The 21,333-nt window shown below is 49.2% G+C and carries 24 protein-coding genes and 2 tRNA genes; 4 read left to right on the top strand and 22 right to left on the bottom strand.

Going from position 1 to position 21,333, the window contains the following annotated elements; all coding sequences use genetic code 11:
* Nucleotides 1–11: 11 nt before the first annotated feature.
* The 7 genes from ACTHTS_RS04150 to ACTHTS_RS04120 form a co-directional block, all read right to left on the bottom strand.
* Nucleotides 12–863 (bottom strand): DUF5672 family protein, encoded by an 852-nt coding sequence (locus ACTHTS_RS04150; RefSeq protein ID WP_440369304.1) that lies wholly within the window; start codon nt 861–863, stop codon nt 12–14.
* A gap of 37 nt (nt 864–900) precedes the next feature.
* The gene (gene mutS, locus ACTHTS_RS04145) at nt 901–3,501 is read right to left on the bottom strand and encodes a DNA mismatch repair protein MutS (protein WP_440369303.1); all 2,601 of its coding nucleotides are present in this window, start codon (nt 3,499–3,501) and stop codon (nt 901–903) included.
* A 97-nt stretch (nt 3,502–3,598) separates the two neighbouring features.
* A complete protein-coding gene (locus ACTHTS_RS04140) occupies nt 3,599–4,549 on the bottom strand; it encodes a DUF4424 family protein (protein ID WP_440369302.1) in 951 nt (316 codons plus the stop codon).
* A gap of 68 nt (nt 4,550–4,617) precedes the next feature.
* Nucleotides 4,618–5,454 (bottom strand): pantoate--beta-alanine ligase, encoded by an 837-nt coding sequence (panC, locus tag ACTHTS_RS04135; protein WP_063068796.1) that lies wholly within the window; start codon nt 5,452–5,454, stop codon nt 4,618–4,620.
* Nucleotides 5,455–5,573: 119 nt separating this feature from the next.
* A complete protein-coding gene (gene panB / locus ACTHTS_RS04130; protein ID WP_049333454.1) occupies nt 5,574–6,365 on the bottom strand; it encodes a 3-methyl-2-oxobutanoate hydroxymethyltransferase in 792 nt (263 codons plus the stop codon).
* A gap of 128 nt (nt 6,366–6,493) precedes the next feature.
* Nucleotides 6,494–6,569: transfer RNA gene (locus ACTHTS_RS04125), tRNA-Thr, on the bottom strand.
* A 36-nt stretch (nt 6,570–6,605) separates the two neighbouring features.
* Nucleotides 6,606–6,681: transfer RNA gene (locus ACTHTS_RS04120), tRNA-Thr, on the bottom strand.
* A gap of 215 nt (nt 6,682–6,896) precedes the next feature.
* Between ACTHTS_RS04120 and ACTHTS_RS04115 the strand changes: the two genes are divergently transcribed.
* Together ACTHTS_RS04115 and ACTHTS_RS04110 are read left to right on the top strand one after the other, a co-directional pair.
* Nucleotides 6,897–7,691: a polyamine aminopropyltransferase gene (locus tag ACTHTS_RS04115; RefSeq protein ID WP_107810602.1), complete on the top strand. Its 795-nt coding sequence runs from the start codon at nt 6,897–6,899 to the stop codon at nt 7,689–7,691.
* A gap of 41 nt (nt 7,692–7,732) precedes the next feature.
* Nucleotides 7,733–8,371: an alpha/beta hydrolase gene (locus tag ACTHTS_RS04110; RefSeq protein WP_440369301.1), complete on the top strand. Its 639-nt coding sequence runs from the start codon at nt 7,733–7,735 to the stop codon at nt 8,369–8,371.
* A gap of 129 nt (nt 8,372–8,500) precedes the next feature.
* On the opposite strand, the gene ACTHTS_RS04105 is transcribed toward ACTHTS_RS04110, so the two are convergent.
* From ACTHTS_RS04105 to folB, 3 genes are all read right to left on the bottom strand, one after another.
* A complete protein-coding gene (locus tag ACTHTS_RS04105) occupies nt 8,501–9,037 on the bottom strand; it encodes an NUDIX hydrolase (protein WP_440369300.1) in 537 nt (178 codons plus the stop codon).
* A gap of 85 nt (nt 9,038–9,122) precedes the next feature.
* Nucleotides 9,123–9,770, bottom strand: coding sequence for a nuclease-related domain-containing protein (locus tag ACTHTS_RS04100; protein ID WP_440369299.1), 648 nt, complete (start codon nt 9,768–9,770; stop codon nt 9,123–9,125).
* Nucleotides 9,771–9,816: 46 nt separating this feature from the next.
* Entirely contained in the window at nt 9,817–10,167 is a 351-nt protein-coding gene (folB, locus tag ACTHTS_RS04095; protein ID WP_440369298.1) for a dihydroneopterin aldolase, read from the bottom strand.
* 57 nt (nt 10,168–10,224) lie between these two features.
* On the opposite strand from folB, the gene plsY reads away from it, so the two are divergent.
* Complete coding sequence (gene plsY, locus ACTHTS_RS04090; RefSeq protein ID WP_440369297.1) at nt 10,225–10,836, top strand: glycerol-3-phosphate 1-O-acyltransferase PlsY; 612 nt, start codon at nt 10,225–10,227, stop codon at nt 10,834–10,836.
* Between the two features lie 86 nt (nt 10,837–10,922).
* On the opposite strand, the gene greB is transcribed toward plsY, so the two are convergent.
* The 12 genes from greB to ACTHTS_RS04030 all read right to left on the bottom strand — a co-directional run bounded on the left by greB (nt 10,923) and on the right by ACTHTS_RS04030 (nt 20,168).
* Nucleotides 10,923–11,414: a transcription elongation factor GreB gene (gene greB, locus ACTHTS_RS04085; protein WP_440369296.1), complete on the bottom strand. Its 492-nt coding sequence runs from the start codon at nt 11,412–11,414 to the stop codon at nt 10,923–10,925.
* A gap of 74 nt (nt 11,415–11,488) precedes the next feature.
* Complete coding sequence (gene purF, locus ACTHTS_RS04080) at nt 11,489–13,039, bottom strand: amidophosphoribosyltransferase (protein WP_440369295.1); 1,551 nt, start codon at nt 13,037–13,039, stop codon at nt 11,489–11,491.
* A 152-nt stretch (nt 13,040–13,191) separates the two neighbouring features.
* Nucleotides 13,192–13,725 (bottom strand): CvpA family protein, encoded by a 534-nt coding sequence (locus ACTHTS_RS04075; RefSeq protein WP_063068803.1) that lies wholly within the window; start codon nt 13,723–13,725, stop codon nt 13,192–13,194.
* Nucleotides 13,718–14,875, bottom strand: a complete 1,158-nt coding sequence (gene ftsN, locus ACTHTS_RS04070) for a cell division protein FtsN (RefSeq protein WP_440369294.1) — start codon at nt 14,873–14,875, stop codon at nt 13,718–13,720. The genes ACTHTS_RS04075 and ftsN overlap by 8 nt, the downstream gene beginning before the upstream one ends.
* A 13-nt stretch (nt 14,876–14,888) precedes the next feature.
* Nucleotides 14,889–16,172, bottom strand: coding sequence for a bifunctional tetrahydrofolate synthase/dihydrofolate synthase (gene folC, locus ACTHTS_RS04065; RefSeq protein WP_440369293.1), 1,284 nt, complete (start codon nt 16,170–16,172; stop codon nt 14,889–14,891).
* A gap of 38 nt (nt 16,173–16,210) precedes the next feature.
* Nucleotides 16,211–16,663 carry a protein YgfX gene (locus ACTHTS_RS04060; protein WP_440369292.1) on the bottom strand — a complete coding sequence of 151 codons (453 nt, stop codon included), beginning with the start codon at nt 16,661–16,663 and terminating at the stop codon, nt 16,211–16,213.
* 4 nt (nt 16,664–16,667) lie between these two features.
* Complete coding sequence (locus tag ACTHTS_RS04055) at nt 16,668–17,027, bottom strand: hypothetical protein (RefSeq protein ID WP_440369291.1); 360 nt, start codon at nt 17,025–17,027, stop codon at nt 16,668–16,670.
* Nucleotides 17,028–17,090: 63 nt separating this feature from the next.
* A complete protein-coding gene (locus ACTHTS_RS04050) occupies nt 17,091–17,819 on the bottom strand; it encodes an amino acid ABC transporter ATP-binding protein (RefSeq protein WP_003747231.1) in 729 nt (242 codons plus the stop codon).
* Complete coding sequence (locus tag ACTHTS_RS04045) at nt 17,819–18,085, bottom strand: hypothetical protein (protein WP_440369290.1); 267 nt, start codon at nt 18,083–18,085, stop codon at nt 17,819–17,821. Before ACTHTS_RS04045 ends, ACTHTS_RS04050 begins: the two co-directional genes overlap by 1 nt.
* A 61-nt stretch (nt 18,086–18,146) precedes the next feature.
* Entirely contained in the window at nt 18,147–18,926 is a 780-nt protein-coding gene (rsmA, locus tag ACTHTS_RS04040) for a 16S rRNA (adenine(1518)-N(6)/adenine(1519)-N(6))-dimethyltransferase RsmA (protein ID WP_049329405.1), read from the bottom strand.
* Nucleotides 18,927–19,014: 88 nt separating this feature from the next.
* On the bottom strand, nt 19,015–19,614 hold the full coding sequence (locus ACTHTS_RS04035) for a Maf family protein (protein ID WP_440369289.1): 600 nt from the start codon (nt 19,612–19,614) through the stop codon (nt 19,015–19,017).
* A gap of 14 nt (nt 19,615–19,628) precedes the next feature.
* Nucleotides 19,629–20,168, bottom strand: a complete 540-nt coding sequence (locus ACTHTS_RS04030) for a gamma carbonic anhydrase family protein (protein WP_440369288.1) — start codon at nt 20,166–20,168, stop codon at nt 19,629–19,631.
* Nucleotides 20,169–20,406: 238 nt separating this feature from the next.
* Between ACTHTS_RS04030 and ACTHTS_RS04025 the strand changes: the two genes are divergently transcribed.
* Nucleotides 20,407–21,285 (top strand): DMT family transporter, encoded by an 879-nt coding sequence (locus ACTHTS_RS04025; RefSeq protein ID WP_440369287.1) that lies wholly within the window; start codon nt 20,407–20,409, stop codon nt 21,283–21,285.
* Nucleotides 21,286–21,333 lie beyond the last annotated feature (48 nt).

Here is a 21,333-nt window from a genome sequence, read left to right as displayed (position 1 = left end):
ACGGCCTTAATTTATTCCCATTCATAACCCAAATTTCTAAAAAAACGGGAGTATGTTTCCAATTTATCCTCATTCAATTGGGCAAACCGGACACGGTTACGGCCGGTCAAGACTACATTACCCATCCAGTGCGCCCCAAAGACGCGCTCTAAAGGGACATTCCTCATTTGATTGATCAACGGTACTTCTGAAGAAAATTGCGTCGCAATATTCGGAGGCGCGAATTTCAAACCCAAGTCCTGCAATCTATAACGGTGTTGCGCCGTCAAAAACATATCTTCGTGGTGCAGCCGTACCAGCCATTCCATATCGGCAATTTTTCCGTCTTCCGGCGGCAAAGGCGGCCGGATTTCTACATTTAAGCCCAGCTGTCGCGGCATGGTTAAAAGCCGTCTGCTGCGCAGGCTGAAACCGCCGTTCTGCGGCTCGTCCAAATTCGGAGAAGTCTGAATCAGATGTTGTTTGGCCAAATATTGGTCGGTTCCCTTCAGAAAAAACTGCCCGTCGGCTTCGGTTTCCAACAAAATTGGCAAAGGTGCGCCAATATAGTCATATTCCCGATAGGCATCCTGCCAGTTTTGACCGTTCAATACCCATCCGTCATTTTGAACAATCAAACAATAATCAGTATTGATGTAATACATTAGTTGGTACAAAACAAACAGATTGTATTCCAGATAACCGAATTTCCGGCAAGGCTGATGTCGGATATTTTCCGGCAAACCTTGCGGACAGCTCGGGCTGATCAGCAATCCACGGCTTCCGGGCAATTCGGCACAGCTGCGGATAATGGCATACATCGTGCCCTCGGTATAAGAATCTGCACCGGTAATACCAACCACGGTAATGTCAGCAAAACTCATTATATGTTTCTCCTGTTTCAGACGGCCTTTGAGTTATTTACGACACCTTATTGCAGATATCTTTCAAACGATACAAGGCATCCAAGGCTTCGCGCGGCGTGAGGTTGTCGGGCTGAATTTGCGCCAACGCTTCAGTCAATTCATTGGTCTGCAAATTATCAACAGGCTCAACTTCTTGTTCTTTCCCTTCCTCATCCGCCCCATTTTCAGACGGCATGGCGCTGAAAATATCCAACTGCGGACGGTTGGCGGCGACTTGGTTTTCCAAATCGTTTAAATGCTTTTGAGCTGCTTTCAAAGCGCGGTTGGGCAGGCCGGCGAGTTTGGCAACGGCGATACCGTAGCTTTTGCTAGCAGGGCCTGGCTCGATGTGGTGGAGGAAGACGATGTCCTGCCCTTGCTCAAGCGCGGAGAGGTGCATGTTGACTGCCGTTGCATGGGCTTCAGGCAGTTTGGTCAGCTCGAAATAGTGGGTGGCAAAGAGGCTGAAGGATTTGTTTTTTTGCAGCAAATGTTCGGCAATGGCTTGGGCAAGGGCGAGGCCGTCAAAAGTCGAAGTTCCTCGACCGACTTCGTCCATGAGGACGAGGGATTGCTCGGTGGCGTGGTGGAGGATGTAGGCGGTTTCGCTCATTTCGACCATGAAGGTGGAGCGGTTGGAAGCTAAGTCGTCCGATGCGCCGATGCGGGTGAAGATTTGGTCGATGGGGCCGATTTGGGCTGAATCGGCAGGCACGAAGCTGCCGGTGTGCGCCATGAGGACGATGTGGGCAACCTGACGCATATAGGTGGATTTACCGCCCATGTTGGGGCCGGTTAAAAGCATGAGGCGGTGTTTGTGGTCGAGGCGGGTGTGGTTGGCGGTGAAGTGGCGCACTTGCTGCTCGACGACGGGATGGCGGCCGTTTTCGATATGGATGACCGGATAGTCGGCAAACTCGGGGCAGACGAAGCCGCGTTCGGCCGCAATCGCGGCAAACGTAGAAAGTACGTCGAGGGCAGCGGCGGCTTTGGCTGCTTTTTGAAGCTGCGGCAAGGCCGTCTGAACTTCTTTCAGCAGGGCTTCAAACAGGCGTTTTTCCAATGCCAATGCCTGCTCTTGCGCGGTCAGGACTTTGTCTTCAAAAGTTTTGAGTTCGGGGGTGATGAAGCGTTCGGCGTTTTTCAATGTCTGGCGGCGTTGGTAGTCGGCAGGCGCTTGTTCGGCCTGGACTTTGGATAACTCGATGTAGAAGCCGTGGACGCGGTTGAACTCGACTTTGAGGGTGGAGAGGCCGGTGCGTTCGCGTTCGCGCGCTTCGAGGTCGAGCAGGAATTCGTCGCCGTGGTTTTGGATGTGGCGCAACTCGTCGAGTTCTGCGCAATAGCCTTGGTTGATGACGCCGCCGTCTTTGAGCCAGACAGCGGGTTCGGGCATCACGGCGGCTTTGAGGGTTTCGGCGACGGGCAGGGTTTCGGGGAAAACGGCTTTGAGGGTTTCCAACAGGCTGCTGCCTGAAGCGGACAATTCGATTTCGGACAGGGCAAACAGGCTGTCGCGCAGGGCGGCGAGATCGCGCGGGCGGGCGTTGCCGACGGCGATGCGGGCGGCGATTCGTTCGATGTCTGCGATGTTTTTCAGACGACCTTGCAGGGTTTCGTATTGCGAACCCAACGCGGCAACGGCTTCTTGGCGGGCGCGGATGTGGGCGCGGCTGCGTAGGGGGTGGTGCAGCCAAAGTGCCAAGAGGCGGCTGCCCATGTGGGTGGCGCAGCCGTCGAGTATGGAAAACAGGGTCGGCGATTTTTTGCCGGAGAGGGTTTGCGTGATTTCGAGATTGCGGCGCGTGGCGGCGTCCATGCCGATATATTGGCTGTCGGTTTCGAGCGAAATGCCGTCTAAGTGTTGCGGCATCAGGTTTTGCGTCAGGCGGATGTAGTTCAACAGCGCGCCCGCCGCGCCGACGGCGGCTTCGTGTTCCTTGCCGTCCAAACCGAAGCCGTGCAGGTCCTGGCAGCCGAAGTATTCGGTCAACAATTTCGCGCCCGCGTCGGCGGCAAACTGCCACGAGTTCAGGCGCGTGATGTTGGCGGAGGTCGTCTTAAACCCATCAGGAAGGCTTTTGCCTTCGGGCAACAGGATTTCTGCCGCCTGCAAACGCGCCAGCTCGTCGGCGAGTTTGTCCGCCGTCGTCAGCTTGGTTTTGAATTCGCCGCTTTGCAAAGAAGCCCATGCGATGGCAACGTTTTTCTTGTCTGTGTTCACCGCCACAATGCGGTTGGTTTCCTTGTCTTCCAAAAACGCCGCGTCGGTCAGCGTGCCGGGCGTTACGATGCGCACGACTTTGCGCTCCACCGGCCCTTTGCCCGCACCGACTTCGCCCACCTGCTCGCACACTGCCACGCTTTTGCCCATCTTCACCAGCCGCGCCAGATACTGCTCCGCCGCGTGAAACGGCACGCCCGCCATCTTAATCGGCACGCCGTCCATCTGCCCGCGCGTGGTCAGGGTAATGTCCAACAGCTTCGCCGCTTCCACCGCGTCATCCAAAAACAGCTCGTAAAAATCGCCCATGCGGTAAAACACCAGCTTGTCGGCATGTTGAGATTTGATGGCGAGATACTGCTGCATCATCGGGGAAACGGTGGGTTTGGACATGGAAAAGCCTTAGAAACGCAAAAGCGTTATTGTAACAAAAGGCCGTCTGAAAACCTAAATAAGCTTTCAGACGACCTTTTATATATGTCGAATAAGATTAGTCATAAACGAAAATAATATCTAAGTCTTTTTTCGGCAGGAAATTTTCTTTGACTGCTTGGAAGCGGTTCGGCCCTACTTTGCGCAGGGATTTGTCCCAACAAAGCGAAATCACGGTATTGGGCTCGCGTTCTATAGTTAAGGTGAATTTACCGATGGGTTTTGCCCAGTTGGCACCTGTGGTCAGGACATAGCCCAAATGGTGATAGACCTTCGTAGCTTCTTTCACATTTTTAAAGCCTTTAAGGAAGTTTTCATCCATACAGTACTCATCTATGAATGCTTTGCTGTCTTTGGCTTTGAGCGAAGGCAGGAAGCTGCCGCCAACCAACGGGGTGTATTGGTGTTTGATTTCGGTTACAGCGTTGGCTTTAAAGGTTTGCTTCCAGCTGTAAATAATCTGCGCCGACCAATACGTCCAGCCCATTGTGTTCAATTCGCTGGCTGGAAGCAAGGATTTGATTTTAGGCGAGCTGCAAGTACGAATTTTCTTGTTGAGCTTTTCGATATCTTTGTTTTGCGTCCATGGGTGCATCAACTCCTGATCGCTCAAACCGCATTTTTTCAAGTCGGCGGTTACATCCACCAACGTTCCGTTACTACGTTCAAAATAGGCACGGACGTAGGCTTGCGGGCGGACAGGTTTGCCGTCGGCGTAAATGCGGAAGCTGTCAACCAAGCCCTTGGTGTCGGCAAAGTCGGAAACTGTAGCCGCAGGAACGATGGGCAAAGGAAAAAGAACAGTTTCAGTAATGTCTTGCGAGGAGGTGTTTTTAAACTTGTAATGCACGCGGATTTGCCTTTCGCTGATGTGCAAATCTTCGCTCTGCATATCGATATGCGGATTTTTCAGATATTTGATGCCGCTTGTACTGACCGTACCCATACTGTCATTGGCATGAGCGGCCCCAGCCAGCAGAAAAAGCAAGATTAAAGCTTTTTGTTTCATGATTTAACCCCTTTGAAACAGGCCGTCTGAAAAACAGGTTTCAGACGGCCTTTAACAGCAGCTTGGTTTTAAGCCAAAGCCACTTCCAAATTATCAATCAGGCGCGTGGTACCCAAACGGGCGGCGGCAAGCACCACCAATTCTTTATCGCCAACATGAGCCACTGCCAAGCTGTGTGCATGGCGGATTTCAACGTAATCAACCACCCAGCCGGCATCGGTCAAACGGCGGATACATTCGGCCTCAAGCTGGGCGTAATCCAGATTGCCGTTTTTCAGGGCGGCGGCAATGTTTTGCAACTCTTGATAGAGGCGTGGCGCTTCTGCGCGCTCTGCTTCGCTTAAATATTGGTTGCGGCTGGAAAGTGCCAGGCCGTCTGAAGCACGGCCGGTGTCGACCGGGACGATTTCGATATTGAAATTCAAGTCTTCGACAAAGCCTTTGATAATCACCAGCTGCTGATAGTCTTTTTTACCGAAACAGGCGGTATCGGGTTGAACAATGTTGAACAACTTAGTCACAACGGTCGCAACGCCGCGGAAATGGCCCGGACGGAATTTGCCGCACAATTCGTTTTGCAGGTGCGGAGGCTCGACATTGAAACGCTGTTCCACATTCGGATACAGCTCTTTTTCATCAGGCGCAAATACGACGGCAACGCCCTCGCCTGCCAATTTGTCGGCATCTTGTTGCAAAGTGCGCGGATATTTGTCGAAATCTTCGCCTTGTCCGAATTGCAGGCGGTTGACAAAAATACTGACCACAACGTTATCGGCACGTTTTTTCGCTTCGCGCACCAGCGCAAGATGGCCTTCGTGCAGATTGCCCATGGTCGGCACAAATGCCACTTTTCCGGCAGTTTTGCGCCACTCGCGCAATTCTTTAATCGTATGAATAATTTGCATGGTTTGAAAAATCCTTTATCTTTTCCGCTGTTTCATCAACGGAAATCACGCGCCGATTATACGCTTTTATTCATTAAAAAGGCCGTCTGAAATAAGTTTCAGACGGCCTGGTTTTTATTTTATCCGGCAAACGTATGTTCGACAGATGGGAAAGTTTTTGCTTTGACTTCATCCACATAGGCTTTGACCGCAGCTTGAACACTGTCTTTGCCCTGCATAAAGTTTTTCACGAATTTGGCAGTTTTACCGGGGAAAATGCCGAGCATATCGTGCATCACCAAAACCTGACCGTCGCAATCCACGCCTGCGCCAATACCGATGGTCGGGCAAGAAACGGTTTCGGTTACTTTTTTCGCCAACTCTGCAGGAACGCATTCCATCAATACGATTGCCGCACCTGCCGCATCATGCGCTTTGGCGTCGTTGAGCAACGCTTCCGCCTTGTCGCCTCGGCCTTGTACTTTATAGCCGCCGAATGCAAACACGGATTGCGGGGTCAGGCCGATGTGGGCGCAAACAGGGATACCGCGCATTTGCAGAAATTCAGTGGTCTCAGCCATCCAAACACCGCCTTCGAGCTTGACCATATGCGCGCCGGCCGCCATCAACTCAGCCGCCGCCGCAAATGCCTGCTCTTTGCTCTGCTGATACGCGCCAAACGGCAAGTCGCTGACAATCATGGCATTTTTAGTACCGCGAGCCACACATTCAGTGTGGTAGCACATATCCTGCAAGCTCACCGGCAAAGTGGACTGACGACCTTGCACCGCCATGCCCAAAGAATCGCCGACCAGCAATACATCTACGCCGGCATTGTCCATCAGCGCGGCAAAGCTGGATTCATAAGCGGTCAGCATGGCGATTTTCTCGCCCTCTGCTTTCATTTTTTGCAAAGTGTTTACGGTAATCATGGTGTTTTGTGTGTTCCGCCCGACGGGCAGCCCTTTGTTGTAATGGAAACGCGGTATTATAAGGTCTGCTTTTAAAATATTAAAGCATAAGCAAAAAGCCCGACTGCTTTCACAATCGGGCTTTTAATTGGTGCCGGCACCAAGAGTCGAACTCGGGACCCCCTGATTACAAGTCAGGTGCTCTACCAACTGAGCTATACCGGCTTACTGAAATGCCTTGCGGCACCATCAGTCTTTAACTGGTGCCGGCACCAAGAGTCGAACTCGGGACCCCCTGATTACAAGTCAGGTGCTCTACCAACTGAGCTATACCGGCAAGGAAGTCGGCATTATGCCGATAAGTTCCCATCTTGGCAAGCATTTTAAAACAAAGTTACTCACGAAATTATAAAAACCAATGATTTTAAAGAAAATTAAATACATGCCTTATCTTGCCATCCAACACGCTCAAAGGCCGTCTGAAAACCGCCCCAGCGCAAAACATCATGGTTTCTGTTAAAATAACGCCTTTCACATCTTTCGTCTGCACACATGCCACCCCGCCATCCTTACCGCCGCCTGCGCCCAGCCAAATCCCATCTGCCCGAAGTTGGTATTTCTGAAGAAGGCAATATCCGTTCCCTGCACTTGGGCAGCGACACCATTCAAAGCTCCATGAATGTCGATCATCCGTCCGAGCTTGTGTTGTCGTACAGCCGCGCCATGATGGGTTGGCTGCTGTTTGCAGAAACCCCGCCCAAACACATCACCCAAATTGGCTTGGGCGGCGGCTCGTTTGCCCGTTGGATAGACAGCTACCTGCCCGATACCAAGCAAACCGCCATTGACATCAATCCGCAAGTCATCGCCGTGGCGCGCAGCCTGTTTGAATTGCCGCACGAAGGCGAAAATTTTGAAATTATCGAGGCAGATGGCGCGGAATATATTAAAGTGTTCCGCCACAATACCGATGTGATTTTGGTAGATGGTTTTGACGGCGAACAGATTATCGATGCTTTGGTGGAAGAGCCCTTCTTCCAAGACTGCCGCAATGCCCTCTCTCCCGACGGCGTATTTGTCACCAACTGGTGGAGCGGCGACCAGCGTTATCAACGCTTTGTCGAACGCCTGCTCAACGTCTTTGACGGCCGCGTGCTCGAGCTGCCTGCCGAAAGCCACGGCAACGTAGCGGTCATGGCGTTCCAAAGCAGCCCCAAAGAACAAAATCTCGACAACTTAAAAAAACGCGCCGAAAAATTAAGCGAAAAATACGGCTTGGATTTCAAACGGATGCTTGCTGATTTGAAAGCCAACAATCAAAACAACGGTAAAAATTTTTATCTGTAAACCGCTTCAGGCCGTCTGAAAAAACAAACAAGGACACACTCATGCTCAAACCCGACATCATTCAAATCCCCGGTCCGGCCGGTTTACTGGAAACCATCTACCTGCCAAGCACACAAGAATCCGCCCGCGGCGTTGCTGTCATCAACCACCCCAATCCCCTGCAAGGCGGCACCAACACCAACAAAGTCATCCAAACCGCCGCCAAAGCCTTATCGCAACTCGGCTTCCATTGCTACCTGCCCAATTTGCGCGGCGTAGGCAATAGCGAAGGTGAACACGACTACGGCCGCGGCGAAACGCAAGACTGCATTGCCGTTATCGACTACGCCCGCGCGCAACATCCAGACGCACCGCAATTCGCCCTGGCAGGTTTCTCATTCGGCGGCTACGTTTCCACCTTTGCCGCCCAAGAACGCACGCCTGATTTACTGTTGCTGATGGGCGCAGCCGTCCATCACTACACCGACCGTCCGGAACCATCCGACGTTCCCGACGTTGCCCAAACATTGATGATTCATGGCGCAGAAGACGAAGTCGTCGAAATCAACAAAGCCCTGACCTGGGCAGAACCACAAGGCCTGCCAGTTGTAACCATTGCCGGTTCGTCCCACTTCTTCCACGGCAAACTCATCGTTTTGCGCGATACGATCACACGGTTTGCACCGGCTTTATTAGGTTAAAATCCGGCTACACAATAAAACAAGGCCGTCTGAAAGCTTTTGCAGACGGCCTTGTTTATATGAAACCTTATTCTCTAAATATCAGGCTCAAGTATTCAGAAATCCATCAAGGATTTTCTGCTTAACATATCAATTCTGAGTCAACCAATACTGCAAACCAATCAAAGTCTTACCATCTTTGATTTCATCGTTTGCCAATGCAGCGCGCACCTCTTCCTTGCTCATCAGGACAGTTTCTGTAATTTCATCTTCATCATTGCTCAATTCACTACCCAAACGCACGCCTTGCGCTTGGTAGAGATACATTTTTTCATCGCAAAAACCGACTGCAGTATAAAAGGAGTACAACAGTTTGACGCTGTCAGCGACATATGGCGTTTCTTCCGCCAACTCACGCAAAGCGCATTCGGCAGGATCTTCGTCCGCCACATCCAATTTACCCGCCGGCAATTCCAAAGTCGCCTGATCGGCGGCATAACGCCATTGGCGCACCAAAACAACTTTACCGTCTTCCGTTTCAGCCAATACACACGCAGCACCCGGATGGCGGATCACAACCCGTTGGCTTTCGTTGCCGTTGGACAGGCGCACCCGATCGCGGCTGATGGTAACAAAAGAACCTTCATAGATTGGCTCACTGCTTAATTTAGTTTCTTTCAAATCCATTTTTTTACCTCATTTCCAAATTATTAAATATTAAAGGCTGTCTGAAATTTTACAGAAATAAACTCAGAGGATGCCTTTTCTAATGTTACCGCTGATGTCGTTGTTGCAAACGCTCCGTATGTGTTCGCAGCTTTTCACTATTTGCTTGGTAGTCACTTGAAGACAATACAGCAACTATTGCCTCTACCTCATGAGGAAGCAATAAGGCCGTCTGAAAATTCTTAATATAAGCCGCCGCCTGCCTAATACGGCAAACATTTGGTGGCATTTTCGATTTCAACTCACAATCACCTAAGAAAACTACCATTGAATGAAACTTTTCCTCAGGAAATTGCAATAGTTCTGACAATGCTTTGATATGAGCATAATTCTGACGCAACGGGTTTTGAAAATAATGTTTCTGTTTATAGATTATTTGCGTCCATTTAGATTGCTTTTCACTACCAAAAATCCAACCTGTGTAATTTTTAGTTTCTATCACAAATATCCCAAAAATTGAGACATAAATATGATCAATTTGTGTCGTACCATCTCGAGATGGAATAATTAAATCGTGAAACTCAGAATAAGTTTTCTCATCTAAATTTTTTCCAATTGCAGAACGAACTGCTATTTCCCCCAGGCTTCCCTTTATTTTAGGATTTTTCAGCAGTGCTTTTAATAAAAGCAAAGGAATAATGATCAGAAAAATCCAAAATATACCTGACATACTTCCCAATATTTGTTCAATCATGACGTTTTCTTTTTTATTTAAAACTAAAAATTTATATATTTATGGTTTATTCCCGAGCGCGTTCAATTTCAATACCGACCTGCGCCACATCAGCCAAGATACCGGGTTTCACAATACGTACGCGCACTTTGGCCGCACCAAAATCATTTAAAATCAATTGGGTGATATGTTCTGCTAAAGTTTCCAACAGTAAAAAATCCTGTTCGGCAAGGCTGCGGCGTACGACTTCGCATACTTCGCCATAATGAATGGTGTCGCCGATATCGTCGCTCGTGCCGGTACGCTCGGGAATACTGATTTCCAAATCCAAAATCAAAGTCTGTTTACGCTCGCGTTCCCAATCATATACGCCGATTAAAGTATCGGCCTTCATGCCGTACAAAAAGATTTTATCCATTTGCCTGTCCGTTTTTTTGATAGAATAACCGTTCCCATTTTAAGTAAAGCACCCAAAATGTTCAATGTACTCGCCATTATTGCCGCCTATCTTATCGGCTCCCTGTCTTTTGCCGTCATCGTATCAAAATATTACGGCATGGACGATCCGCGCACTTACGGCTCCGGCAACCCCGGTGCCACCAACGTCTTGCGCAGCGGTAAGAAAAAAGCGGCCGCACTGACCTTGCTCGGCGATGCAGTAAAAGGCTTGGTTGCCGTCATCTTGGCACGCTGTCTGCAAGATGCTTTAAATTTGTCTGATGCAACGATAGCACTGGTTGCCATCGCCGCATTGGTCGGCCATATGTGGCCAATATTTTTCAATTTTAAAGGCGGCAAAGGCGTAGCCACCGCATTGGGCGTCTTGCTCGCCCTCTCCCCTGCAACCGCCCTGCTCTGCACCTTGGTTTGGCTGGTCATGGCGTTCGGTTTCAAAGTGTCCTCCCTCGCCGCACTGGTCGCCACCGTCTGCGCACCCATCTTCGCCTTCTTCATGATGCCGTACGCCTCTTGGGCATGGGCAACCGTATTCATTGCTGCATTGGTGTTATACCGCCATAAAAGCAATATTCAAAACCTGATTCAAGGCAAAGAAAGCAAAATCGGAGATAAAGCCGGAAAATCTTAAAAACGTAGATACAATCAATCAAAGGACGTCTGAAAGTATATTTTTCAGACGGCCTTTTGTAGTTCACTTGCTTTATTCACGCATAATCAGTCAACCTTAATATATTCCACCGACAGAATCTCTATAATCTCGCGTCCTTCCGGTGTATCCAAGACAACTTCATCGCCTTCGCGTGCTTTAATCAGGCTGCGTGCCAAAGGGGAAATCCATGAGATTTTGTTTTTAGAGGTATCGATTTCATCTACGCCGACGATTTTGACGGTTTGTTCACGACCGTCTCCGCGCAATAAACCAACGGTGGCGCTGAAAAAAATCTGGTCCGTGGCTTCGCGCGCTTCTGGATCGACAACGACGGCGGCTTCCAAGCGTTTGGTTAGGAAGCGGATACGGCGATCGATTTCGCGCATACGGCGTTTGCCGTAAAGATAGTCACCATTTTCGCTGCGGTCTCCATTGCTTGCCGCCCAGTTAACGATTTGGACGATTTCCGGGCGTTCTTTGTTGACCAGGTGATAAAGTTCGTCTTTCAATGCCTGCCAACCGGTAGGCGTGATGTAATTTTTGGTTTCGGTACTCATGATGTGTCTAAAACATAATTAAAGGCCGTCTGAACGTTAATTTTCAGACGGCCTTTATTGTAAGTCAATTTACTTTACTCTTCATCATCACTATCGCTATCGCTGATACTGATGCTGTGTTCCATTTTACTTGGATGTACCTTCAAGCCACCACAACCTGATTTTTCGGTAGAGAGACGGTTCAGATATGCTTCGTCAATATCGCCGGTTTGATAAACACCGTTAAAGCATGAAGAATCAAAGGATTCGATTTTTGGATTGAGTGCTTTGACTACTGCTTCCAAATCTTCTAAGTTTTGGAAGACGATGCCGTCTGCGCCAATCTCGGTTGCTATTTCTGCTGCGCTGCGGCCGTTTGCAATCAGTTCTTCACGGGTCGGCATATCGATGCCGTACACATTCGGATAGCGTACTTCAGGAGCGGCAGAAGCAATGTAGACTTTGCGTGCACCTGCCGCGCGTACCATTTCGACGATTTCACGGCTGGTCGTACCGCGTACAATGGAATCATCCACCAATAAAACGCTTTTGCCGTTAAACTCGGTTTCCATCGGGCTGAGTTTTTGGCGTACTGATTTTTTGCGTGTTGCTTGGCCGGGCATAATAAAGGTGCGGCCGATGTAGCGGTTTTTAATCAGACCTTCGCGGTAAGGTTTTTCGAGATGAACAGCAAGCTCCATCGCGCTGGGTCGGCTGGTATCGGGAATCGGCATCACGACATCGATATCATCGACAGGCAGCTCGCGTTTGATTTTTTCTGCCAAAGATACGCCCATATCCATACGGGACTGATAAACGGAAACGCCATCGATGACGGAGTCTGGGCGGGCAAAATAAACATATTCAAAAAGACAAGGGCTTAATTTGGCTTTATCGCTGCATTGACGGGAAATAATCGTGCCGTCAAAACCAATAAATACGGCTTCGCCCGGCTGGATATCGCGTTCCAAATCATAGGCAAGTGCATTAAAGGCAACGGATTCGGAGGCAACGGCATAAGATTTTTTGCCGGATTCGTCAATTTGCGAACCCAAAACCAACGGACGGATACCGAAAGGGTCCCGGAAAGCCAGCATGCCGTATCCGGCAATCATGGCTACGACACCGTATGCGCCGCGCACCAAGCGGTGTACTTCGGAAACGGCGTTGAAAATATTGTCGATGGTAAGTTGATAAGGGGCTGTATTTTTAGAGACTTCGCGGCGTAATTCGTGCGCGAATACATTGAGTAGGACTTCAGAATCGGAGCTGGTATTAACGTGGCGCAGGTGTTTGTTGCAAACGTTTTCATACAGCTCTTCAGTATTGGTCAGATTACCGTTGTGTGCCAAAACAATGCCGAATGGAGAGCTGACGTAAAACGGCTGAGCCTCTGCACTACTGCCCGCATTGCCTGCAGTCGGATAGCGGACATGTGCAATGCCTGCATTACCGACCAAGTCGCGCATATTGCGGGTACGAAACACTTCGCGCACCATGCCTTTGCCCTTGTGCATATGAAATATATTGCCTTCGGCAGTAACAATGCCTGCTGCGTCCTGACCACGGTGTTGCAACATCTGCAAACCATCATACAACATCTGATTGACCGGCTCATGACTAACCAAACCTAATACACCACACATATCGTGCTTCTCCGAGTTTGAAGATTAAATGGGTAAGCTGTCATTATAAAATAATTTAGATGAGTTTGCTCAAATTGTTGACAATATGATATCAAATTTATGCAAATAAAAACGGATTCAGATGACCCATAGGCCGTCTGAATCCGTCAAACTTAATCATCCAACTCTTCAACTTCAGCTGCTTTACCCGAAAGATGCGGCATTGCGGTATCTTTCCCTGGCAGATAAGGCATCGCAGCATCGGCAAGTGATTCAAAATATGGAATTGTGTGCGAACTTTGCCACTCTTCCGTTTTCGGCAAATCAGTGTGTGAAAAAACCATCACTGCCAGTGTCACCAAAATCACACCTTTCACTGCACCAAATACGCCGCCAAGCAAACGGTTGATGCTTCCCAAACCAACGGCAGACATCAAACTGCTCAACAGCGATCGTGCCAGTTTCTGCAACAGCCATGCCAGAAAAAACACAGCAGCAAAACCCATCGCAACCGCCAAGGAATGCGGCTCAACCGATTTAAAGACCACATCGGCAAACGGCACGGCGAGCGTTCTGGCTGCAATAAACGATACCACCCAGGCCACCATCGCCCCTGCTTCAGCAATAATACCCCGTGTCAACGAGATAATGATGCAGATGACGATGACGGCGGCAGCCAACAAATCGGCAACAGGCAGATTACTCACTGGTCACCTGACCGGCAATGCCATGTACACGCAATTTGTTCAAATCGCGCTCTGCATCGCGTGCATTTTTATAACTGGCTGATTTCACGCGATACACCTTACCTTTATCGGTCATCACTTCAGTAATGGTCGAATCGATACCTGCGGCTTTCATTTTACGTTGCAGGCTCTGCGCACGTTCTTTTTCAGCATAACCAGCCTGAATAGCGGCTTTTTTAGCAGGCTTGGCTTCTGCTGTTTCTTTTTCAGCTTTAGGTTTGGCTTTTTCAGACGGCTTCTCGGCAGTTTTTACCTTATCGGCCTTTTCTGCTTTGGCCGTTTCTGGTTTAGCCTTTTCATTTTTTGGTTTTTCAACTTTGGCTTCTGCTTTCTTAGCAGATTCTGCCTTGTCTTTTACGCTGTCTTTGCTGTCTTTGCTATTTTTGGCAGATTTACGCTCGGCAATGGCTTTCTCTGCTTTTTCCAATTGTGCCAATTTATTGCGTTCGGCAGCCGCTTCACGCTCTGCTTTTTCAGCACGCGCTTGAAGTGCACGTTTTTTAGCTGCCAATGCGTTTTCTTTCTCAGCAGCTTCCTGTTGGGCTTGTGTTTTACGGGCCGCAGCAGCACGTTGCTCAGCCTGACGTTGGCGGCGTTCTTCGGCTCGGCGCTCCGCGGCTTCGCGTTTGGCGGCCTCAGCGCGTTGAATACGTTCGGACTCTTCCAAGCCTTTAATATTACCGTCATCCAAAGTATCGTTGATCAAAACCAACGGCTCACCGACATCTTCGGGAGCAGATTCACGGTTTGGCTTCAATACTTCAACCGGTGCATTGTCTTCTTCGTCGCCTGCATTTTGAGGTTTGCTTTGCGCTTCGGCATCCGCATGGCGGGCTGCTTCTTCAGCCATCGCAACATCCTCTTTATTCGGCTCTAGGACAACAGCCTTGCTGGGCTCATCAGCCGTTTTGACTTGGCTCTGACCGACAGGTGCTTCCTTAAACGGTGAATTTTTATCGTCGCCGGAAGTCAGTGCCAGACCGAACAGCATACCCGATGCCACCACCAAGCCAGAGGCCAAAACCAAGCGGCGGCGGTTGCGGCGTTTGAGTTGTTCGTAACCGTCTAAATCGTATCCGTTTGGAGTTTCTTTTTGTTTATTGTCGGACATGATAATTTCCTCGTTAGTGTTCTTTCAAAACAGCCATTACATCGGCAACAGTATGGAATGAGCCGAAAACAACGATTCTATCATTTTCGGTTGCTTTCGCCAAAGCAGCGCGGTAGGCAGCAGCGACGGTTTCAAAAACATTTACATTGTCGATACCGTGTTCAGCCAATTTGGCCTGCAAAGCCTCTACCGTCATGCCGCGCGGCACATCTAAAGGCGCGATATTCCACTCGTCAAACTGATCTTTAACGATTTCCAGCACGCCATCAATATCTTTGTCGGACAACATACTGAATACGGCGGTACGTTTTTGGGCAAAGGCAAGATTAATCAGGCTGCGGCGCAAAGCACGGGCTGCGTGCGGATTGTGGCCGACATCCAAAACCACCAGCGGACGGCCGGGCAAAACTTGGAAACGTCCAGGATTCTCAACCAACAGCAAACCGCGTTTAATCGCGCCGATATCAACCGGCAATTGTTCGTTCAAACATTCCAACACCGTCAATGCACACGCGGCATTGGACAACTGATAGGCACCGCGCAAAGCAGGAAACGGCAAGGAATTGCGGTTACGGCTTTGGCCGTCTGAAGATTGCGGATGGAAGCGGTAGTTCCACTGTACGCTTTCCATTGACGCAAAATCAAAATCTCGCTGAACCATCAACAGTTTTGCACCAATTTCTTCTGCGTGTTTGAGCAATGATTCAGGCGCAGGATTCTGACCGCATACGGCTGGTTTGCCACTACGGAACACTCCGGCTTTCTCAAAACCGACCTGCTCGACAGTATCGCCCAAAAATGCCTGATGGTCCAAATCCACGCTGGTAACAACCGAGCAGTCGCCGTCAAATACATTCACAGCATCCAACCGTCCGCCCAAACCGACTTCCAAAATCATTACATCCACATTTTCATGCATGAAAATATCAACGGCAGCCAAAGCATTAAACTCAAAATACGTCAGCGAAATTTCGCCGCGCGCCGCTTCGATACGCTCAAATGAGGAAACAATCAATTCATCTGAAACCGGCTGAGTGTTGATGGCGATTCGTTCGTTGTAACGCAGAAGATGAGGACTGGTCAGCGTACCAACTTTAAAACCGGCTTCTTTATAAATATGCGACAAATAAGCGCATACAGAGCCTTTGCCATTGGTGCCCGCCACCACAACGACAGGACACTGCGGCACCAAATTCATGCGTTTTTTTACTTCTCCCACGCGTTCCAAACCCATATCGATAAGGCCGGAACTATGGGCAGTCTCCAAATGAGACAGCCAGTCTTGTAATGTTTTCATTGTATTTATCGCTTCAAAAGGCCGTCTGAAACAGCCGTTTAATCCATATCTGCCGCAAGTTCTGCTTTGTCTTCTTTTTCACGACACCAGCGCGCCCACACTTTCAGACGGCGGTAGGCACCGCGGTCGGCCATATCGGGCAAGATGCAGTGTTTGACTATTTTTCCGTCAATATTCCATTGCAAAAACAAAGCATAAACCGTCAACATACTGCTGTCTTGCAAAACCGCGCTTCTTCCCTCTTCTTTGCCATTCAAGTAAACCGTCGCACGGTATTGGCGGTCGATGATGATTTTTCTGACCGCATTTTGAGTCTGAAAATTAACGCTGCGCCAAGCATAGGCAAAACTGCCGGCCAATGCCGCCAAACCCAGCCACATCATCCAACCGTAAAACTCGGCAAGGCATAAGGCCAACGCCGAAAGGTGTAAGAAGACAATCAGAATTTTCAAAGAACGCGAGGGCTTTAAGGCCGTCTGAAAACTTCGCACGGCTTTACATCATATTGTCGAAAACAGACGTAATGTTCAATTCCGCCTCTTCCATATCCAAAACCATATCGTGGATTTCGGTATCGAAAAATTCCCAAAAAGCCTTCAAACTCATGTCTTGCGGCCATTTGCTTTTATCGATGTCCCAGCCTGCCAATTCGGCTTCAAAAATCTGCTGGTAGCGTTCGTCAAAATAAGAAATGACGGATTCGGGTTCGTCAAATTGCGGCACAAGGAATACAGAACAGTTGGTGCGCAATTGCTCGACGGTCAGGTCGGGCATATTTTCATCGGCGGATTTCAGCCATTCCAAAAAACGGGCGGTCGGCTTCAGCACAACAGCAGTACGGTCAACAAAATACATTATTTTCAACTTTCAAAATCATTCAAACCGATCATGCCGTCTGAAATTCCAGACGGCCCGAGTTTAATGTGTCATCACCTGTTGCAGGAATTGTTTGGCACGCTCGTGTTTCGGATTGGTAAAAAATTCTTCCGGCGTTTCATCTTCCAGAATCTGGCCTTTATCGACAAAAATCACACGGTCGGCGACTTCGCGCGCAAAACCCATCTCATGGGTCACACACATCATGGTCATGCCGCTTTCCGCCAAGTCTTTCATCACTTTCAATACTTCGCCGACCATTTCAGGATCAAGTGCGGAAGTCGGCTCGTCAAACAACATCACGCGCGGCTCCATCGCCAAACCGCGTGCAATCGCCACACGCTGTTGCTGACCGCCGGAAAGCTGGCCGGGCAGCGCGTCTTTTTTATGCGCCAAGCCGACACGTTCCAAAAGCTCCATCGCTTTCTTTTCCGCCTCTTCACGGCTTTGGTTTTTCACTTTCATCGGAGAAAGAATAATATTTTCCAAGACAGTCAAATGCGGATACAGATTGAACCCTTGGAACACAAAGCCCACTTCTTCGCGCACTTTGTTCAAATCGGTTTTCGGATCGGCAACATTGATGCCGTCCACCCAAATCTCGCCGCTTTCAATGCGCTCGAGTTGGTTTACCGTACGAATCAGCGTCGATTTGCCACTGCCCGAAGGACCGCATACAACGACCACTTCGCCTTGTTTGACTTCCAGATTCACGCCGTTGATAACGTGCAAATCTTTAAAATGTTTATGTACATTTTTGAATTTAATCATTATTTCTTTCCAAACTGCCAAAATTTTCGGGGCTTGAGTTGCGCTTGCCGCTGCCAAAGCAAAGGAATGGCCGTTTCCAGCCAAAAGCGGCAATTGACTATGCCGCCGGAGATTCCGCCTTTATTGTACCGATTGACTTTAAATTGCTCTTCCCTATCGAGACGATGCCCGGTCAATACCCAAACTGCGCCGATAATTACCGCTTCAAAACGGTGCCGATCAGGCGGCATGTCCTTACCGGAAAAATACGCCAACTCGCGCCACAAATATGAATCACCCAGAAACCCTCATTGAATAGGAGGTTGCTTAAAAATTGCCATCACTGTTTCAGACGGCCTTTTGAACCAGATAATTGCTCAATTCCACATATTTCTCAGCGGCGATGTGCTCTGCCCTGTCCTGCGGATTGATGCCGACTGCCTGCAAATCATCATCGCCGGCAAGTTCTTTCAGATTATTGCGTATGGTTTTGCGGCGTTGATGGAAAGCCAGTTTCACCAGTTTGGCAAAATGTTCAAAATCTTCCGCTTTACCGATACGGTGTTTCACCGGAATCATGCGCACCACGGCCGAATCCACTTTCGGCGCAGGATCAAAGGACTCGGGCGGTACTTCAATCAACATTTCCATATCGAAGAAATATTGCAGCATGACGCCCAGACGGCCATAGTCGTTGGTTTTCGGCTGCGCCACCATGCGTTCGACCACTTCTTTTTGCAGCATAAAGTGCATATCGATCACATCGTCTGCCACTTCGCTCAATCGAAACAAAAGCGGCGTGGAAATATTGTATGGCAGATTGCCGACAATTTTTTTCTTGCCTTCAATGCTGTTGAAATCAAACTGCAATACATCGCCTTCGTGTATCACCAATTTATCTGCAAACGGCAAGGTTTTCAGACGGCGTACGATGTCGCGGTCGATTTCGCAAACATGCAGGCAGTTGAGTTTTTTCGCCAAAGGCTCGGTAATGGCTGCCAAGCCCGGGCCGATTTCAATCACGATATCATCGGGCTGCGGTCTGACCGCGTTGACAATATCGCTAATAATCCGTGTATCCTGCAAAAAATTCTGCCCGAAGCGTTTCCGGGCCTTATGTTCTTTCATATCTTTCTTCAAGCAAGCTGTTTAAGGCAGTATTGTAACTGAAACAAGCGTTTTTGTCGGCACGCTTTCAGACGGCATTTGCCTAATTTTAAGCAAACGGCGGCGCTTCCAAACCCAAGGATTTCAGTAGTTGCGCGGTCTCATAAACCGGCAAACCCATCACGCCGGTAAAACTGCCCTGCAAATGCTCGACAAATACGCCGCCCAAGCCCTGAATCCCATACGCACCGGCTTTATCCATCGGCTCGCCGCTGGCAACATAGGCTGCAATCTCCTCAGCCGTCAACGTTTTAAAGCGCACTTCACTCGTCTGCACCACATCATGGCGCACGCCCTGCCAATAAACGCATACAGCCGTCAGCACTTGATGCGTCCGTCCGGATAAACGTTCCAGCATATCGACTGCATCCGCCTCGGACTCCGGTTTACCCAAAATAGCCTCACCATCCGCCACCGTCGTATCCGCCGTCAATACAGCAAACTCAGGCTCTTCGTCATGAGCAGCAAACCATTGCGCCACCGCAGCCTGATTTTTCTCGCAGGCCATACGGCGTACATACTCTACTGCGGCTTCGCCTTCTTTAGGGGTTTCATCAATATCCGCAGGAAGGCGGCGTACCGTGAAACCCAAATTCTCCAAAATCTCACGACGGCGCGGACTGCCCGAAGCCAGATAAATTGCGTTCATTGTATTGGTTTTCCTTATTTTGAAATTTTATGCTGACCGGACAGGCGGACATAATGCGCGGACGAATACGTCAAAAATTCCTTTTCCTCATCAGTCAGCGGACGCACTTGTTTCACAGGCGAGCCGACGTATAAAAAACCGCTTTCCAAACGCTTGCGCGGCGGCACCAAACTGCCCGCGCCTATCATCACATCATCTTCGACAACCGTATCATCCAAAATAATCGAACCCATGCCCACCAACACACGATTCCCAATTCGGCAGCCATGCAGCATGACCTTATGCCCAATCGTCACATCATCGCCGATAATCAAAGGCGAACCGTCAGGCTTTGCCGTATTCTTATGCGACACATGCAAAACACTGCCATCCTGCACATTGCTGCGCTTACCGATGGAAATACTGTTCACATCGCCGCGCAATACAGCATAAGGCCAAATTGATACATCTTCCGCCAGCGACACTTCGCCAATCACTACCGAAGTCTCATCTACAAAACAAGACTCATTAACCGACGGCACATAATCCAAAAACGCACGAATAGGGTTTGCCATTTCCAATAATCCTTTTCTCAAAACCAAAACTGATCAGGCCGTCTGAAAATACGGCGTAAAACGATTTTATACTACAACAATACAAAATCAAGCCAGAAAATCATCAAAAGGCCGTCTGAAACAGTTTTCAGACGGCCTTTCATCATAAACCCTTTATCTTGGCTTACGACTATTTATCATTAGCGCCCCAGCTATCTTTTATGGAATAATCGCCTTCATTTGATTCTTGGAGAAGCCGATGAACACACGTTCGGGAAATTATGCAGCGCCCCTATTGGTCGTCGGCTGCATCGTCTTCGGCTTGGGCAGCTTGATCGTCAAATTTGTCGATGTCGGCTCTTACGCCATCGCATTCTGGCGCTTGCTGATCGCCGCTCCTATATTCTTCCTGCTCGGGCGTTTTTTCAGACAAAAAATGCCCACAAAAAGAAAAACGGTTGGCTACGCAATCTTATCCGGCGTTTTCCTCGCATTCGACCTCGCCCTTTGGCACGAAAGCATCCATGCCGTAGGCCCCGGCATTTCCACCTTGCTCAACAGTCTGCAGATTTTCTTTTTAGCCGCCATTGGCTTCTTCTTTTATTCAGAACGTCTAAGCACCCTGCAAATTTTAAGTTTGATATTGGCCACCATAGGCGTAGCCTTGATCGGCAGTCCAGAGTTCGGTCATAACAACAATGCCGCATGGGGATTTATCAGCGGCGTAGTGTCCGGTGCCATGCTGGCCCTGTCTATGGTCTTTGTACGCAAAACCCATGATCAGGAAAAAGTCGGTTTGTTTCCGCTGATGATGATTTTAAGCTTCGGCGGCGCAATAGCGCTGGTTATCCCATCGCTGCTATTCGATGCCGCCCATCTTTACCCCAAAACTTTAAACGATGTGATTCTAGTCTCCATCTACGGCATCGTTATGCAATGTTTTGCTTGGGCATTGATTGCTTACGCCATCCCGCTTTTATCCTTGTCACTGACCGGCCTACTACTACTCTCCGAACCAGTCGCCGCCATGTTGATCGATTATTTCTGGCTGGATAAACCGATTAATATCGTCCAATGGAGTGGCGCCGCTTTGACTTTATTGGCGATTTATTTAGGTTCGTTAAAAGACAAAAAATAGATACAAAAAAGGCCGTCTGAAAAATTTCAGACGGCCTTTTCATCTGTT

The organism is Neisseria sp. P0019.S003, assembly GCF_051957115.1.
Lineage (GTDB): Bacteria > Pseudomonadota > Gammaproteobacteria > Burkholderiales > Neisseriaceae > Neisseria > Neisseria flavescens_D.
Note: the sequence above shows the minus strand (reverse complement) of the source record. Positions and strands in the feature narration are given on the sequence as shown.